Below are 15,489 nucleotides of genomic sequence, written 5' to 3'. Positions count from 1 at the left end.
CTGTTGCGGGAATAGAAGCAGGCGCTGGTTCGTAGCAGCGCCTGGTAATCGGCGCGCGCGCGTCATCGCCCGGATACAAGGCGTGCATGCAGCGCGCGTCGTTTCAATGCGACCGCCCGTGGCCGCCGCTCGCCCAGGTATTTCCGCCGCCCCATCCGCCGTGACTGCCGCCCCAGGTTCCGTGGCCGCCGCCTCCCCAATAGCCGTGATGTCCGTAGTAGCCGTAGTGGCCGTAGTGGCCGCCGCAGCAGCCGCCCCAGTAGCCGAAGCTCAGCGATATCGACGGCCCCCACCAGCCGGGCCATCCGTAGTAGGGGTAACCGTAGTAAGGATAGCCATACGGGTAGGCAGGATAGGGAGGATAAGCAACGGGATAGTACGCAGGCGCGGCATAGGCGGAGCCGACGTCGGAACCGGCCGGCGGCATGCCGTACGCGGCATCGGTGGGCATCGAGAACTCTTCGTGCCCCGACGGCGGCGCCGCGGCGTCGCCGGGTGCGACGGGGTAGGCTTGCTGGGTTGCCGCCGTCGGCACAGCGGGGTAGGCGGCGGGATAGCCGGGATAGTATCCGTAGCCAGGATAGTAGCCGTACGGCGCATAGTAGTAGCAGCCGGACAACGCGCCCGACAATGCCAGCGCTGCAACGGCGCCGGCGGTGCGCAACGTTGCATCGAGCGGATTCATGACGTGCTCCTCGTTATGTCGCAGCGCGCGCACTCCACCCGCCCGATTCGAGCGGTTTCACGCGTGCTATCTATTGAGAGTACGTCAGCGTTCCGGCGGGTACGTCACAAAGTGGTAACGGGGTATTTCACGCGGACGGTCCGCGCGCACAGCTGAACGGCAAGGGTCATGTCCGGCGCGTACGTGCGCGCCGGACTCTGCCCATCTCCCTTCGGCTTCCGAAGTCTCGCGCCCGCAGCATCGCAGGCGCGAGATGTCGAGGCCGTTTGCCTGCATCGCCTTCGACGGCGATTTGTCGTATTTCACGTTGCGCGCGACCGCGTCATCCACGTGGTCGCGCTTCAGTCAAAACTTCGCTGCGTTACTTGCCGACCTGGTTGCCGATCACCCCGCCGACGGCCGCGCCGCCCAGCGTCGACAGCGCATTGCCGCCGATGGCCGCCCCCGCTGCGCCGCCGACGCCTGCGCCGATCGCGGTATCGCGTTGTCGTCGGGTCATGCCGTCGCAGGCGGACAGACTGGCTACCACGGCCACGAGCGTGGCCAGCGCACCGACTCGATGGAAGGTTTTCATGATTCGACTCCCTTATGTTTCTATCGACGGGATTCGCAAATTGCGCTCCCGATCGGGTGATTCGATGGTATCGCCGGGTGCCGTTTCTGTTTGTATGGGCTTGTCAGGAAAGTGTCGGTTTGGTAATCAAATGTTTCGCTCTCTCGAATAATCACGGCGTGACGTAAAAAGAACCTGCGTGATACCACCCAACGCGGTAAAAATCGCACGCAAAAAAGCCCGCCTTGAACGACAGGCGGGCTTCGCTTTAGAGAGCGCGTTGCAACGACGCGCGCATCATTGACGCTGATAAATCTCCGCGCCGCTCTTGATGAACTCGACGGCCTTCACTTCCATGCCTTTCTTCAGCGCGTCCGTGTCGCTCATGCCTTCCTTCGCGGCATAGTCGCGCACGTCCTGCGTGATCTTCATGGAGCAGAAGTGCGGGCCGCACATCGAGCAGAAGTGCGCCACCTTCGCCGAGTCCTTCGGCAGCGTTTCGTCGTGGAACTCACGCGCCTTGTCGGGATCGAGGCCGAGGTTGAACTGGTCTTCCCAGCGGAACTCGAAGCGCGCCTTCGACAGCGCGTTGTCGCGCACCTGCGCGCCCGGATGGCCCTTCGCCAGATCGGCGGCGTGCGCGGCGAGCTTGTAGGTGATGATGCCCGTCTTCACGTCGTCCTTGTTCGGCAGGCCGAGGTGCTCCTTCGGCGTCACGTAGCAGAGCATCGCCGTGCCGAACCAGCCGATCATCGCCGCGCCGATGCCTGACGTGATGTGGTCGTAGCCGGGCGCGATGTCCGTCGTCAGCGGTCCGAGCGTGTAGAACGGCGCTTCGTCGCACCATTCCAGCTGCAGGTCCATGTTTTCCTTGATGAGCTGCATCGGCACATGGCCTGGGCCTTCGATCATCACCTGCACGTCGTGCTTCCACGCGATCTGCGTGAGTTCGCCGAGCGTCTTCAGTTCGCCGAGCTGCGCTTCGTCGTTCGCGTCGTAGATCGAGCCGGGGCGCAGGCCGTCGCCGAGCGAGAAGCTCACGTCGTACGCCTTCATGATTTCGCAGATATCTTCGAAGTGCTCGTACAGGAAGCTTTCCTTGTGATGCGCGAGGCACCACTTCGCCATGATCGAGCCGCCGCGCGACACGATGCCCGTCATCCGGTTCGCGGTGAGCGGCACGTATTGCAGACGCACGCCGGCGTGAATCGTGAAGTAATCGACGCCTTGCTCGGCCTGTTCGATCAGCGTGTCGCGGAAGATCTCCCAAGTCAGATCTTCGGCCTTGCCGTTGACCTTTTCGAGCGCCTGATAGATCGGCACCGTGCCGATGGGAACGGGCGAATTGCGGATGATCCATTCGCGCGTTTCATGAATGTGCTTGCCGGTGGACAGATCCATCACCGTATCGCCGCCCCAGCGGATCGCCCACGTCATCTTGTCGACTTCCTCGCCGATCGACGACGTCACGGCCGAATTGCCGATGTTCGCGTTGATCTTCACGAGGAAGTTGCGGCCGATGATCATCGGCTCGCTTTCCGGGTGATTGATGTTCGCGGGGATGATCGCGCGGCCGCGCGCGACTTCTTCGCGCACGAACTCGGGCGTGATCGCCTGCAGCCCGTTCGGACCGAACGCGGTCGCGCCGAACGCCTGGCCCGGATGCTGGCGGCCCATCATCGCGGCGAGCTTCGCGCCGTTCGGGCCGCTCGTCTTCAGGCTTTCCAGATACTCGGCGCGGCGCTGGTTCTCGCGAATCGCGATGTATTCCATTTCCGGCGTGATGATGCCTTGCTTCGCGTAGTGCATCTGCGACACGTTCTTGCCGGGCTGTGCGCGGCGCGGCGTGCGGTGCAGGCCGGGAAAGCGCAGCTGCGCGGTGGCGGGATCGGCGGCGCGCTCGCGGCCGTATTCGCTCGACAGCCCCTGCAGCGATTCCGTATCGCCGCGCGCCTCGATCCAGCGCTGGCGCAGCGCGGGCAGGCCGGCGCGGATGTCGATTTTCGCGTCGGGATCGGTGTACGGGCCCGACGTGTCGTACACGTAGATGGGCGGATTCTTTTCGCCGCCGAAGCCCGTCGGCGTATCGGCCTGCGTGATTTCACGCATCGGCACGCGGATGTCGGGTTGCGAACCGGTCACGTAGACCTTGCGCGAGTTCGGCAGCGGCGCGACGGCGGCCTCGTCGACGTGCGCGTTCGCGGAAATGAATTTCGGGTTGGCGTTCATGCGTCTCTCCATGCAATTGTGGGGCGTTACAGCTACGCAGGAGAACGAGACGGAGGGGAAGTGGACCGGGTTCGCGCGAGGAGGGTGAAACGGTACGGCAGGTGAAGCGGCGAGCCCGAACGCTTCCCTGCGCTGGCATTATCCAGATCAGGTTCAAAGGGTATTTCTCACCCACGCCGTGCAGTGCCGTCTTGCTTCCCGGCGACGCACAACGCAGGACCCCCGCGTTAGCAGCGCACACGATAACCTGGCGGGACGGGGTTTGGCAACACGTCTTGAAATTGTGGCGATAACGGCGGGCGCAGGTGGTGTCGACCTGCGCGGCAGGCGCGCAGCGGCTGGCTTTCAGGGAGATTGCAGCGTCGTCGGTCGAACTGTCTGCGACTCAGGCTGTTTTCTCATTAATGCCCGGGAAGTCGCTCCGGCGTCGTCCGATGCAAGCACTCGCGCTCGATCGGGGTGGCTCATTAATCAGTCAGCCTAAGCAAACGACACGCGATAACGGTAGCGCCCCGCGCTCGCGGCCTATTTTTGCGTTTTCGTCTCCCTTGCAACGAAAGTTACGATTCTCTTGCCGAAGCGTTGTCCAGATATTGCATAATGCTCGGCGGCGCGGCGATTCGCGCCCGTTGGCCGCTGTTGTTGCATTCTGCATCAAGAAAGCCATCAATTCGCGCCATTGACCTGGTGCTCCCTTGCCGTCCGACAACCGTTCGACCGTCGTTTACCGCTCTACTGCCATGCCAGCCCGCTTTGCCCTTCATGCCGTGTCGTCGACACGGCGTCTGCCGTCCTGTTCACGGGTTTTCAGCGGGGCCGCGGCGCCATTGCCGGCACGGGTGGGCTAACGTGGCGTTCAACCTTCCTGACCGTTTTCCGTTCCGGTTGCCGCAATCGCATGGCGGACAGATCGCGCTCGCGCTCGGCGTCGTGTATATCGTCTGGGGCTCGACCTATCTCGCCGTGCACGTCGCGCTCGGTTCGTTCCCGCCGCTCCTGATGTCGGGATTGCGGAATTTCTTCGCCGGCGTGGGGCTGTTCATCTTCGCGATGCGCCGCAAGCCCGTCTGGCCGCCGCTGACGGAAATCCGCAATGCCGGGCTGGTCGGCACGATGCTGGTGGGCTTGTCGAGCGGCATGCTCGCGTACGGGATGCGTACCGTCGGCACGGGCACGGCAGCCGTGATGGTCGCGACTGTGCCGCTCTTCGCGACCGTCATCGCGGCCATTGCGGGGCGCAAGATCGCCAGGGGCGAATGGTTCGCCGTCGGACTCGGGCTGGTGGGCATTGCGATTCTCAGCCACGGCGACCAGACCCAAGGCTCGGCGGGCGGCAGTCTCGCGATCCTTTGCGGCGCGCTGTTCTGGGCGGGCGGCGCGCACCTCGCGTCGCGCCTGAAGCTGCCGTCGGACCTGTTTCTGTCGACTTCGCTCCAGATCGGACTGGGTGGCGCGATGTCGACGATGGTCGCGTGGGTGTCGGGCGAGCGGATGATGGACCTGCACTTCCTGCCGATGCTCGCGTTCCTGTATCTGATGCTGATCGGCACGATGGCCGCCTACGTCGCGTACGGCTTTCTGATCCGGCATACGAGCCCGATCATCGCGAGTTCGTGCATGTACGTGAACCCGGTCGTCGCGGTGGCGCTGGGGGCGCTGCTGCTCGGCGAACCCGTGACGCGCTCGACCGTGATCGCGACGGGCGTGATTCTGGCGAGCGTCGGGCTGTCGTTCTGGTTCGACTACCGGCGGCGCGGCAAGCCGGCATAAGCGGCAGGACGGCAGCGGCGATGGCGCCGCCGCGAAGAACTACAGCCGCGCTGCCAGTTCCGCGCCTTCGCGGATCGCTCGTTTTGCATCGAGTTCTGCCGCCACCGACGCACCGCCAATCAAGTGGAAGCGCGGACCGCCGCCCGCAGACGTAGCACCCGAGCCGGATGCAGCAGCGGACCCAGCTGGGTAGAGATCGCGCAGCGACTCCTGTCCGGCGCATACCACGACCGTATCGACGTCGAGCCATTGCTCGCTGCCCGCGCGCTCGATCAACAGACCGCGCCCCGCGATCTGCCGGTACGACACGCCATCGAGCATCTTCACCTGGTTGCGGATGAGCGCCGCGCGATGCACCCAGCCCGAGGTCTTGCCGAGTCCCGCGCCGAGCTTGCCGGCCTTCCGCTGCAACAGCCAGATCTCACGCCCGGGAACGCAAGGGGCCGGCGTCTTGAGGCCGCCACGCTCGCTGACGGACAGATCGACGCCCCATTCGTCCATCCATGCTTGCCGCGACAGCGGCAGCGGTTCGCCCGCCCGATGCAGCAGGAATTCGCTGACGTCGAAGCCGATGCCGCCCGCGCCGATCACCGCAACGCGCCGCCCGACCTGCGCGCCGCGCAGCACGTCGACATACGACAGCACGTTCGGCCCGTCGATGCCTGGAATCGCCGGGCGGCGCGGCACGATGCCCGTCGCGACGATCACGTCGTCGAAGGGCGTGGCCGCGAGCAGAGCAGGGTCGACGCGCGTGTCGAGCCGTACGTCGACGCCATGTTTGCGCAACTGGCTGCCGAAGTAGCGGATCGTCTCGCTGAATTCTTCCTTGCCGGGCACACGCATCGCCAGATTGAACTGGCCGCCGATCGCGTCGGCCGCATCGAACAGCGTCACGCGATGACCCCGCGCGGCCGCCACCGTCGCCGCCGACAATCCCGCCGGTCCCGCGCCGATCACGGCGACGGCGCGCGGCTGCCGATGTGCACCGAGCGGCGTGTACAGGAGTTCCGTCTCGCGGCCCGCGCGCGGATTGACGAGACAGGTCGCGCGCTGGTTCTGGAACGTGTGATCGAGGCATGCCTGATTGCACGCGATACAGGTGTTGATTTCGTCCGCGCGGCCTTCGGCGGCTTTCGCGACGAAGTCCGGGTCGGCGAGCAGCGGGCGCGCCATCGACACCAGATCGCCCGCGCCTTGCGCGAGCAGATCTTCCGCGACCTCCGGGGTGTTGATGCGATTGGAGACGATCACGGGCACGTCGACGGCTGCCTTCAGACGCGCCGTCAACGGTGCGAACGCGGCACGCGGCACGGACGTGACGATGGTCGGCACACGCGCCTCGTGCCAGCCGATACCCGTGTTGAACATCGTGACGCCCGCCGCTTCGAGCGCGCGAGCGACCTGCACGGTTTCATCCCACGTGTTGCCGCCTTCGACGAGATCGATCAGCGACAGCCGGTACACGACGATGAAACGCTCGCCGCACGCGGCGCGCACGGCCTCGACGATTTCGCGCGCGAGCCGCATCCGGTTGTCGAGCGAACCGCCGTAGGCGTCGTCCCGCCGGTTCGTGCGTGGACAGAGAAACTGGTTCAGCAGATAGCCTTCGCTGCCCATGATCTCGACGCCGTCGTAGCCCGCGCGTTGCGCGAGCCGCGCGCAGCGGGCGTAAGCGCGCACCGTCCTCGCGATGCCCGCGATAGACAGCGCGCGGGGCTTGAACATCGAGATGGGCGACTTCAACGCCGACGCCGACACAACCAACGGCTGGTAGCCGTAGCGCCCCGCATGCAGGATCTGCAGCGCGATCTTGCCGCCTTCTTCGTGCACCGCACGCGTCAGTTTGCGGTGATTGTGCAGATCGAAGACCGAGTTCAGCGTGCCGCCGAACGGCAGCAGCCAGCCCTCGCGATTCGGCGAGATGCCGCCCGTGATGATGAGTCCCACGCCGCCTTTCGCGCGCTCGCGAAAGTACGCGGCGAGCTTCGGATAGTTCCAGAAGCGGTCCTCCATGCCCGTATGCATCGAACCCATCACGACGCGATTGCGCAGGCGCGTGAAGCCCAGATCGAGTTCGGACAAGAGCCGCGGGTAAGACATGCAAGGCACCATGTAAAGTTGGACGCGCTCGAACGATACACGCGGGCGCACGCAAAACCTCCGAGGAAAAATTCTAATTGCTTCCAACCCCGGATTCCTGACGACGCGTTATTCGCCTTTCGTCGCGAATGGCCGCCCCGGCACAGCGATTGCTGTTTGCAGTCGTCCAATCGATGCGGGCAAAACCGATCATTCGCGCGCTGACCGACCTCGTGGACGCATGAAAGGCGCGTCGCCATTGCGAATGCGCCGGCGCGCCGGCTCGACGAAAAACGACACCATAACGTCGACGACGAACAGGCCGCCCGCGCAGGCGACACGTCTGCAGATCAACGGGCTTCGGCCCAACAGGGAGAGGTGGCAAATGAAAACGATCAGAACGATTGCGGCGCTCGTCGGGGCAGCCGCGCTGGTATCGGCGTGCGGCGGAGGTTCGAACGACGTCGGCAAGGAGCTTGGCTTGCAGAATCCGTTGATCCATTTCGTGCACGCGATTCCGAGCGGGCCGACGGTCGACTTCCTCGTCAACGGCAGCGCGTTGCAGAAGAACATCGCGTACAAGAACGTGACCAACTTCGCGAATATCAACACGGGTGCGACCACGGTTGCTTATGCGACTGCGGGCAGCACGACGCCGCTGGCAAGTGGTTCGTTTCCGGATGTCGCGAAGGGTCACGAATACACGGTGATCGCGGTGCCGGGTGCGTCGGGCGCGGATATCGGCCTGATCGACGATCCGTTCGACAAGGGGTTGCTGTCGGGCAGCGCGCGCGTGCGTGGCTTCAACGCCTCGCTGAATGCCTCGAACCTCGACCTGTATCTGGTGCCGTCGAACAACACCAACATATCGAGCGCGAGTCCGACGCTGGCGGGCGTGTCGTACAAGAACGCGGTGCCCGCGAGCGGTCAGGATTCCGTCTATGTATCGGGCGGCACGTATGTGCTGATTGCGACGACGGCGGGCAGCAAGACGCCGATCTTCCAGTCGAACTCGTTCGATCTCGCGAACAACGCGGACTGGCTGGTGACGTCGGTGCCGATCGGCGGCGTGCTCACCCAGTTGCTGCCGAACCAGATCCACCTGCTGGTCGCACAGGGGGGCAACACCTCGCAACCCGCGCTCGAATTGACGAATACGTTGAACGGCCAATAACGAATACAGACGACAAGGCCCGATAAAAAGCAGTAGCAGGGGGAACGGCACGGCGGCTCATGCAAATGAGCCGCCGTTCTGTTTGGCGTCGGCGAAAAAAAACCGCCGCGTTAGACGCGGCGGCTTGCAGTACGTGATGAACCGGATCGAATCGGCGGAATGGCTTTGGATTCAGTCCGAATGTTTTTCGGCCGAGTTCGTGATGGCGTTGCCGCCCTTCGAGATGTCCTGGCCTGCGCCGGCCATCGTGTTGCAGGCGGCGATCAGCGTGGTGCCCGCGAGCAGCAGGAGTGCGATAAATCGTGTCATGAGTCTTCTCCCTTTTCAGGAATATTCGAAGGAATATTCGACGGATGCTTCGATCGATTCGCGCGTCATGCGCGTCCTGTCGTCCGACCGGGGCATTGCGCCAGCCGATCCGGTCTGATTTCATGGTAAGAGACGCGTTGCCGCGATGCTGTCGGAGACGCGACGATTTTCTTGTCGGCGCAATCCTACGCGGTGCGGCGAGGACGGCACACGCTATCTCAAAGACGTTCGAGGGGCGCCTGTCCGACGGACGTGTCAGGCTCGCGCGGTTGCAACTCAGGCGTCACGCCGACGGTCGGCACGGGCAGCACGACGCGAATATCCGTACCGTGCAGTTCGCCGCGCCGGATATCGAAACGTCCGCCGCGCGCGGCCACGCGCTGGCGCATGCCCATCAGCCCGTGCGTATGCGTGCGCGTCAGATCGCCGGGCAGGATGCCGATGCCGTTGTCGGCGATATGCAGCGCCACTTCGCCGTGGCCCGCGCTCAGCGCGATCGTGATCTGCGTCGCGTGCGCGTACTTCGCTGCGTTGGTCAGCGACTCCTGCGCGACGCGGAACAGCGCGATCTCGACCTGTTCGTCGAGATGCAGTTCGTCGTCGGGCAGATGCAGGTCGAGCACCCAGCCGTTGCGTTGCGCGGCTTCGTCGCCGAGCGTGCGCAGCGCGGTGACGAGGCCGAAATTCGCGAGCACCGTCGGCCGCATGTCTTCGATGATGCGGCGCTTGAGCGCGATGCCCTGATCGAGCGTCGCGAGCGCGCGTGTCAGTTTCTCCGCGACGACGGGATCGGCCGCCTGCAGTTTGCGGCGTGCCCACGCGACGTCCATCTTGCTCGCCGTGAGAATGGCCCCGAGTTCGTCGTGCAGTTCGCGCGCGAGCTGGGTCTTTTCGTTTTCGCTGACGGCCTGCAGATGCCAGCCCAACGCTTCGAGTTGCCGCGTGCGCTCGTTGACGAGGCGATCGAGTTCTTCCTGCTGCGTGATCAACTGTTTCTGCGCGCGCGCCTGGCTGTCGAGCTGGAGGCCCAGGTTGCGGAACAGCAGGATGAACAACACGATGTTGAGCGCCGACAGGCCCGCCGCGACCAGCGTCGATACGCGCTGGTCGGCGCGGCTCGCATCGAGCGCGCGTTGCGCGCGGCGTTCTTCGTTGTCGCGCAGCAAGGCGAGCGTGCTCGTCACGAGCGACGCGTCGACGCCATTCTTCGGCGTTGCGCTGCCGCACGCGGCGAGATCGAGTGGATGGGGCGAAGCGTGTTGCAGAGCCTGTGCGCCGCTGCCGATGCGCGCGTCGATCAGCGCGGCAATCTGCGTGAAGCTGGCCAACTCGGCACTGTCGGCGGCGCGCCTGAAATATGCATCGAGCGAGCGAATGTTGCGGTGGATATCCGCTGCACTCGCGCAGTAGTCACGTGCGTCGCCGTCGCCGGTCGTCAGAAGAAAACGGCTTTCGTGCGCCTGCAACCGTGCGAGATGCCCGTCGAGTTCGCCCAGTTGCATGCTCACGCCGCGCGCTTCGAGGGCCGCTTCGTATTCCGATGCGATACGCTGCCGCGCCGTTTCGAGAATGACGAGACCGCCGCACGTGATGACGATCGCGACCGTCATCGCGATCGCCCAGCTGCGCTCGTGCATCCAGTTGGACAACCTGGTCGCGAGTCGTGCGTCGGCTCCCGTTCGAGCTTCACCTGACACTGCCATCTCCATGCCATGAAGTCATCGACAGTGTAGCGTCATGCGGCGCGCTTGCGTTCGTGACGACGCGCCGGAAGGCCGGCCGAAAGCGGGTGTCGGCGGATTCCCACATGAAAAACAGCGCGCGCCCGAATGCGGGTACGCAAACTGCTCCCTACGATGAAGGTTAGCGTTCCATTCGCCACACATCAGCCAGGGAGGTTGCCATCATGCTCAAGTGGGCGTTGTTCTTTGCCGTGATCGCGGTGATCGCGGGGCTGCTCGGATTTACGGGCATTGCGGCAGGCGCGGCGGCTATCGCGAAGTTCCTGTTCGTGCTGTTCCTGATCCTGTGCGTCGTGTTCCTCGTGCTCGGCTTCGTCGTGACGAAAAAGATAGTCGATTAGCGACGACCGACGGCAACGTTGGTAGCGGACCGTTCAACGGAGCCGCGCAAGCACACCGCTCAGCGCAAGCACATCGCTCAAACAGGGAGGACCGTCGTCATGCTGCATTACGCACTCGTGTTCTTCGTGATCGCGATCATCGCCGCCGTGTTCGGCTTCACCGGCATTGCTGCCGGCGCCGCCGAAATAGCGAAGATCCTGTTCTACATCTTTCTGGTCGTGTTCGTCGTCACGCTGCTGCTCGGCGTGTTCCGGACATAGCGGACGCTTCACGCCACGGCGCACGCCGGCACGCCGCGCAGCATAGCGGGCGGCAGCGTGCGATTCCCACAATACCGGTACAAGGAGTCAGTCAATGTCGAAGTCATCGAAAGGCGAGTTCGTGATGGATCTCGAACGGATTCGTCAACAGGCCCGCAAGGATATGGACGAAGGTCCCGTCACGTCGACCTACGGCGCGGACCGCGATACCGTGCTCAAGCTGCTCAACGGCGCGCTCGCCACGGAACTGGTCTGCACGCTGCGCTACAAGCGCCACTACTTCATGGCGAAGGGCATCAATTCGGAAGCGGTTGCGCAGGAGTTTCTCGAGCACGCGAATGAAGAGCAGGGTCACGCGGATACGCTCGCCGCGCGTATCGTGCAGCTGGGCGGCGAGCCCGATTTTGCGCCGAACAGTCTGACGGCGCGCTCGCATTCCGAATACAAGGAAGGCAACGGACTGACCGACATGATTCGGGAGAACCTGATCGCGGAGCGCATCGCAATCGACACGTACCGCGAAATCATCCGTTACCTCGGCGACGGCGACGTGACGACGCGGCGTCTGTTCGAGGAGATTCTGGCCGTCGAGGAAGAGCATGCGGACGACATGGCCGATCTGCTGACGGGCCGCGAATAGGCGGATGTGTTACGCGTGACGCGAACGCGCCGGGCGGCATGCATCTGTGGCCGCCGCGCGTTCGGCCGTCGGCGCTTCCTTGCTCTCTACACTGCGTCAAACACGAACGATGATTCGAGTGCTGATAGCGGACGATCACGCGATCGTCCGGGGCGGATTCAGGCAGTTCGTTGCCGACGAGCCGGACATGTGCGTCGCGGCGGAAGCGGCAACGGGCGACGAGACGATACGCCTCGTGCGCGAGCAGCAGGACGGCGACCCGTTCGACGTCGTGCTGCTCGATATCGCGATGCCCGACAAGAACGGCATCGACACGTTGCGTGTGATCCGTCAGCTGCGTCCCGAGCAGAACGTGCTGATCCTCTCCGGCTATCCGGAGAGCCAGTACGCGATCAACCTGCTGCGCGCGGGCGCGAACGGTTATCTGAACAAGGATTGCGAGCCCGACGAGATCGTGCGCGCGATCCGCTCGGTCGCGCGCGGGCATCGCTATCTGTCGGAGGCCGTCGCCGATACGCTCGCGAACAGTCTCGACAGACCCGCGACTTCACATCCGCATGAGCTGTTGTCGGAGCGCGAATTCCAGATTTTCTGCAAGCTCGCGTCCGGGCAGATTCCGACCGACATCGCTGACGAACTGCATCTGTCGGTGAAGACGGTCAGCACGTACCGCGCGCGCGTGCTCGAGAAAATGCACATGACGAACAATGCGGACATCACGTACTACGCGATCAAGAATGGCTTGATCGAATGACGGTTCGACGACCCGCGCATGGAACGCCACCGATGAACCCCGACTCCGCCACCGCACACGACGATCCCGGCCACGCGCCGCTGCGTGTGCTGCTGATCGAGGATTCGCCGCTGATCCGGCGCAGCATCGTCGAGGCGATCGACGCGTCAGGTCTGATGCAGGTGTCCGCGCAGGCCGAGTCCGCCGACGAGGCGATCGCGCTCTTGGACGGTGAAGCGTTCGATGCCGTGATCGTCGATCTGCAGCTGAAGGGCGGATCGAGCGTGCCCGTGCTTGCCTATATGCAAAAGGAAGGCCTGATCGAGTCGACCTTCGCCGCCGTGCTGACCAACCATGCGCTGCCTGCTTATCGCGAGCGCTGCCAGCAGTACGGCGTGCGGCACTTCTACGACAAGTCCTTCGAGTTCGACCGGGTGCTCGACGCGCTGCACGAATATGCGCAGGCGCGTCTGGACGAACGATAAGCCGGGACGGATGATTCGCGTGCGTGCGTTGGCGGCAATCAGTCCGCTGCGCCGGAGGCCTTCAGCGGCTCGGGACGTCCGCGCAGATGATTGAGGCCGGCGAGCATCGTGAACACCAGACCCGCGATGCTCACACCGACCCAACCGAACAGCGGCCACACGAATGCACCGACAGCCGATCCCGCCGCGCCGCCGATGAAATAGCAGACCATGAACACCGTGTTCACGCGGCTGCGCGCTTCCGGTTTCAACGCGTAGATGCGCGACTGGTTCGAGATCTGCGCGGCCTGCACGCCGACGTCGAGCACGATCACACCGATCACCAGACCGACGAGGCTCGTGCCCGATACCGCGAATACGACGAACGAGATGGCCGCCAGTGCGATCGACAGCGACACGATGGCACGCGGCCCGCGCCGGTCGGCGAACTTGCCCGCGATGGGCGCCGCCATCGCGCCGCCCGCGCCGACGATGCCGAACAGTCCCGCCGCTTGCGGCCCGTAGTGGAACGGTGCGCCCGCGAGCAGCAGCGCGAGCGTCGACCAGAACAGGCTGAATGCGGCGAACAGCGCAGCGCCCGTCAGCGACGCTTCGCGCAGGCCGCGCAATTCGACGGCGAGATGCCACATCGAACCGATCAGCTTGCCGTAGCCGAGCGTCGAGGTCGGCTTGCTGTGCGGCAGCTTCGACAGGATGACGACGGCCAGCACGATCAGCGCAAGAATCGACGCGCCGAACACGGCACGCCAACCGAGGTACTGACCGACGAAGCCGGCCGCCGTGCGCGCGAGCAGGATGCCGAGCAGCAGTCCGCTCATCACGGTGCCGACGGCATGACCGCGTTGCGACGGCGGCGCGAGTTCGGCGGAGAAGGGCACGGCCTGTTGCGCGATCGTCGCGAGCACGCCGATCGCGAGGCTCGCGATCACGAGCACGGAAAGATTTGGCGCGACGGCGGCGCACAGCAGGGCGATGCAGAGGCCCGCGATCTGCAGCAGGATGAGCGTGCGCCGGTCGAAGCGGTCGCCGAGCGGCGCGAGCAGCAGCATGCCCGCCGCGTAGCCGAGTTGCGTCATCGATGGCACGACGCCGATCCACGATGCGCTTTGCGGAAACGACTGGCGGAAGTCGTCGAGCAGCGGCTGGTTGTAGTAGATGTTCGCGACGGACACGCCTGCGATGGTCGCGAGCAGCAGAAGAAGGCCGCGCAGCGAGCGGTCGGACGCGGCAGGGTGGGTGTCGGGTGTGGGCATGATGCGGCGGCCGGCACGAGACCGGCGGGAGAGAGTCGAGCGTGCCGATCATACCGGAGCGGGGCGGATCGTGCTGGGCGCTGCCGCCGTCCTGTTTTCGCTTGCTGGGCCGTCGTGGCGCGCTCGTGCGGACTTAATCGATCAAGGTGCCTTCCGGTTCGTAGAACGGATAGGGGCCATCGGCCGCTTCGACATAGCCGTGATGCGTGATGAGGCCGTTCACGCTGTCGTAGCGGTGCAGCGCGAACGCGGGCGGTTCCATCACGAAGGCGGACGGCGCATCGTCGCGGAGATCGAGCGCGACCTGATGCGCGGGCGCGGGCACGGCGGACGCGATCGTGCCGCCGAAGCGCACGAACATCGGCCGATGCACATGCCCGCAGATCACGCGTTCGACATTCGGATGCCGCGCGACGATGGCCGCCATTTTTTCGGCCGATGCCGGGTCGAGCCGGAGTTCATCCATATGGCCGATGCCGCACACGAACGGCGGATGATGCAGCGCGACGATCACGGGCTTGTTGCGGGCCTTGTCGAGTTGCTGTTCGAGCCAGGCGAGACGTGCGTCGCAGAGCAGGCCGGCGCTTTGGCCGGGGACCATCGAGTCGAGTGCGATCAGGTGCAGCGGGCCGATGTCGATGGCGTACTGGATGAAGTCGCCTCCGGCGTGGAGTTCTGCGCGGTCCGGGAACGCTGCGCGCAGATTGGCGCGGTCGTCGTGGTTGCCTGGCAGCAGGTAGTAGGGGATGGCCAGCGGCGCTAGCAGTGCTTTGAGGTGTTCGTATTGGTCCGGGGTTCCCTGGTCGACCAGGTCGCCGGTGATGACCACTGCGGCTGGCCGTGGGTCCAGCTGGTTCAGACGCTCGACGCAGCGTTTCAGATAAGGTGCCGTGTCCACACGGCGGTAGGCCAGTGCGCCCGGGCGCTTGATGTGGAGATCGCTGATCTGGGCTATTAACATAGCTGGGTCCTTTTTTCGATGTCTGCGACGCTGGTCGTCGTTCTGGGTTTTTTCGCTGGCGAGCGCCTTGGTTTCGCTGGCATCCGCGTATTCATGTCGGTGTTCATGCATTTACGTTGAGGCTTTGGCTCTGCGTCGGCATCCGCTTTTTGCTTCTGGTTTGCTGGCGTTGCCCCTGTGCGGGGCGGCACTTACTTTCTTTGCCGCCGCAAAGAAAGTAAGCAAAGAAAGCGGGCTCACACCGCCAGCCCGTGTTCTTGCCTGCGGGCCCCCA

15 protein-coding genes and 1 riboswitch are annotated in these 15,489 nt (G+C 64.5%); of the genes, 7 read left to right on the top strand and 8 right to left on the bottom strand.

Annotated features, from left to right (window positions below):
- Nucleotides 1-103 precede the first annotated feature (103 nt).
- The 3 genes from G3N95_RS23235 to thiC form a co-directional block, all read right to left on the bottom strand.
- Entirely contained in the window at nucleotides 104-685 is a 582-nt protein-coding gene (locus G3N95_RS23235) for a hypothetical protein (RefSeq protein ID WP_205972419.1), read from the bottom strand.
- A 361-nt stretch (nucleotides 686-1,046) separates the two neighbouring features.
- Nucleotides 1,047-1,259, bottom strand: a complete 213-nt coding sequence (locus G3N95_RS23230; RefSeq protein WP_205972418.1) for a glycine zipper 2TM domain-containing protein — start codon at nucleotides 1,257-1,259, stop codon at nucleotides 1,047-1,049.
- Nucleotides 1,260-1,535: 276 nt separating this feature from the next.
- Nucleotides 1,536-3,467 (bottom strand): phosphomethylpyrimidine synthase ThiC, encoded by a 1,932-nt coding sequence (gene thiC / locus G3N95_RS23225; protein WP_205972417.1) that lies wholly within the window; start codon nucleotides 3,465-3,467, stop codon nucleotides 1,536-1,538.
- Nucleotides 3,468-3,573: 106 nt separating this feature from the next.
- Nucleotides 3,574-3,701: riboswitch (TPP riboswitch) on the bottom strand.
- Between the two features lie 615 nt (nucleotides 3,702-4,316).
- Between thiC and G3N95_RS23220 the strand changes: the two genes are divergently transcribed.
- Nucleotides 4,317-5,237 (top strand): EamA family transporter, encoded by a 921-nt coding sequence (locus G3N95_RS23220; protein WP_205972416.1) that lies wholly within the window; start codon nucleotides 4,317-4,319, stop codon nucleotides 5,235-5,237.
- Between the two features lie 39 nt (nucleotides 5,238-5,276).
- Here G3N95_RS23220 and G3N95_RS23215 read toward each other — a convergent pair whose 3' ends face one another.
- A complete protein-coding gene (locus G3N95_RS23215; protein ID WP_205972415.1) occupies nucleotides 5,277-7,337 on the bottom strand; it encodes an NADPH-dependent 2,4-dienoyl-CoA reductase in 2,061 nt (686 codons plus the stop codon).
- A gap of 364 nt (nucleotides 7,338-7,701) precedes the next feature.
- Here G3N95_RS23215 and G3N95_RS23210 point away from each other — a divergent pair, with 364 nt between their 5' ends.
- Complete coding sequence (locus tag G3N95_RS23210; protein WP_205972414.1) at nucleotides 7,702-8,490, top strand: DUF4397 domain-containing protein; 789 nt, start codon at nucleotides 7,702-7,704, stop codon at nucleotides 8,488-8,490.
- 171 nt (nucleotides 8,491-8,661) lie between these two features.
- On the opposite strand, the gene G3N95_RS23205 is transcribed toward G3N95_RS23210, so the two are convergent.
- Together G3N95_RS23205 and G3N95_RS23200 are read right to left on the bottom strand one after the other, a co-directional pair.
- A complete protein-coding gene (locus G3N95_RS23205; RefSeq protein WP_205972413.1) occupies nucleotides 8,662-8,799 on the bottom strand; it encodes an entericidin A/B family lipoprotein in 138 nt (45 codons plus the stop codon).
- Nucleotides 8,800-9,017: 218 nt separating this feature from the next.
- Nucleotides 9,018-10,502 (bottom strand): sensor histidine kinase, encoded by a 1,485-nt coding sequence (locus G3N95_RS23200; protein WP_241018844.1) that lies wholly within the window; start codon nucleotides 10,500-10,502, stop codon nucleotides 9,018-9,020.
- A gap of 203 nt (nucleotides 10,503-10,705) precedes the next feature.
- Between G3N95_RS23200 and G3N95_RS23195 the strand changes: the two genes are divergently transcribed.
- The 5 genes from G3N95_RS23195 (at nucleotide 10,706) to G3N95_RS23175 (ending at nucleotide 13,001) form a co-directional block, all read left to right on the top strand.
- Nucleotides 10,706-10,882 (top strand): DUF1328 family protein, encoded by a 177-nt coding sequence (locus tag G3N95_RS23195; protein WP_109483203.1) that lies wholly within the window; start codon nucleotides 10,706-10,708, stop codon nucleotides 10,880-10,882.
- A 99-nt stretch (nucleotides 10,883-10,981) separates the two neighbouring features.
- A complete protein-coding gene (locus G3N95_RS23190; RefSeq protein WP_012400904.1) occupies nucleotides 10,982-11,143 on the top strand; it encodes a DUF1328 family protein in 162 nt (53 codons plus the stop codon).
- A gap of 94 nt (nucleotides 11,144-11,237) precedes the next feature.
- Entirely contained in the window at nucleotides 11,238-11,783 is a 546-nt protein-coding gene (locus G3N95_RS23185) for a ferritin-like domain-containing protein (protein ID WP_205972411.1), read from the top strand.
- Nucleotides 11,784-11,892: 109 nt separating this feature from the next.
- A complete protein-coding gene (locus G3N95_RS23180) occupies nucleotides 11,893-12,537 on the top strand; it encodes a response regulator transcription factor (RefSeq protein WP_205972410.1) in 645 nt (214 codons plus the stop codon).
- A gap of 32 nt (nucleotides 12,538-12,569) precedes the next feature.
- A complete protein-coding gene (locus G3N95_RS23175; RefSeq protein ID WP_205972409.1) occupies nucleotides 12,570-13,001 on the top strand; it encodes a response regulator in 432 nt (143 codons plus the stop codon).
- A gap of 38 nt (nucleotides 13,002-13,039) precedes the next feature.
- Here the strand turns inward: G3N95_RS23175 and G3N95_RS23170 are convergent, their stop codons facing one another.
- Complete coding sequence (locus G3N95_RS23170; protein WP_205972408.1) at nucleotides 13,040-14,254, bottom strand: MFS transporter; 1,215 nt, start codon at nucleotides 14,252-14,254, stop codon at nucleotides 13,040-13,042.
- Between the two features lie 133 nt (nucleotides 14,255-14,387).
- Nucleotides 14,388-15,215: a phosphodiesterase gene (locus tag G3N95_RS23165; RefSeq protein ID WP_205972407.1), complete on the bottom strand. Its 828-nt coding sequence runs from the start codon at nucleotides 15,213-15,215 to the stop codon at nucleotides 14,388-14,390.
- Between the last annotated feature and the right edge of the window lie 274 nt (nucleotides 15,216-15,489).

It is taken from the genome of Paraburkholderia sp. Tr-20389 (assembly GCF_017104565.1).
GTDB lineage: Bacteria > Pseudomonadota > Gammaproteobacteria > Burkholderiales > Burkholderiaceae > Paraburkholderia.
The sequence above is the reverse complement of the archived record's forward strand: the minus strand, read 5'-3'. Positions and strand labels throughout refer to the sequence as shown.

Bases quoted from the DNA above. Each gene is read 5' to 3' on its own strand.
- G3N95_RS23215 (WP_205972415.1), bottom strand. From the start codon at position 7,337: ATGTCTTACCCGCGGCTCTTGTCCGAACTCGATCTGGGCTTCACGCGC.
- G3N95_RS23165 (WP_205972407.1), bottom strand. From the start codon at position 15,215: ATGTTAATAGCCCAGATCAGCGATCTCCACATCAAGCGCCCGGGCGCA.
- G3N95_RS23170 (WP_205972408.1), bottom strand. From the start codon at position 14,254: ATGCCCACACCCGACACCCACCCTGCCGCGTCCGACCGCTCGCTGCGC.
- G3N95_RS23180 (WP_205972410.1), top strand. From the start codon at position 11,893: ATGATTCGAGTGCTGATAGCGGACGATCACGCGATCGTCCGGGGCGGA.
- G3N95_RS23210 (WP_205972414.1), top strand. From the start codon at position 7,702: ATGAAAACGATCAGAACGATTGCGGCGCTCGTCGGGGCAGCCGCGCTG.
- G3N95_RS23200 (WP_241018844.1), bottom strand. From the start codon at position 10,502: ATGGCAGTGTCAGGTGAAGCTCGAACGGGAGCCGACGCACGACTCGCG.
- G3N95_RS23190 (WP_012400904.1), top strand. From the start codon at position 10,982: ATGCTGCATTACGCACTCGTGTTCTTCGTGATCGCGATCATCGCCGCC.
- G3N95_RS23235 (WP_205972419.1), bottom strand. From the start codon at position 685: ATGAATCCGCTCGATGCAACGTTGCGCACCGCCGGCGCCGTTGCAGCG.
- G3N95_RS23195 (WP_109483203.1), top strand. From the start codon at position 10,706: ATGCTCAAGTGGGCGTTGTTCTTTGCCGTGATCGCGGTGATCGCGGGG.
- G3N95_RS23230 (WP_205972418.1), bottom strand. From the start codon at position 1,259: ATGAAAACCTTCCATCGAGTCGGTGCGCTGGCCACGCTCGTGGCCGTG.
- G3N95_RS23175 (WP_205972409.1), top strand. From the start codon at position 12,570: ATGAACCCCGACTCCGCCACCGCACACGACGATCCCGGCCACGCGCCG.
- G3N95_RS23185 (WP_205972411.1), top strand. From the start codon at position 11,238: ATGTCGAAGTCATCGAAAGGCGAGTTCGTGATGGATCTCGAACGGATT.
- thiC (WP_205972417.1), bottom strand. From the start codon at position 3,467: ATGAACGCCAACCCGAAATTCATTTCCGCGAACGCGCACGTCGACGAG.
- G3N95_RS23205 (WP_205972413.1), bottom strand. From the start codon at position 8,799: ATGACACGATTTATCGCACTCCTGCTGCTCGCGGGCACCACGCTGATC.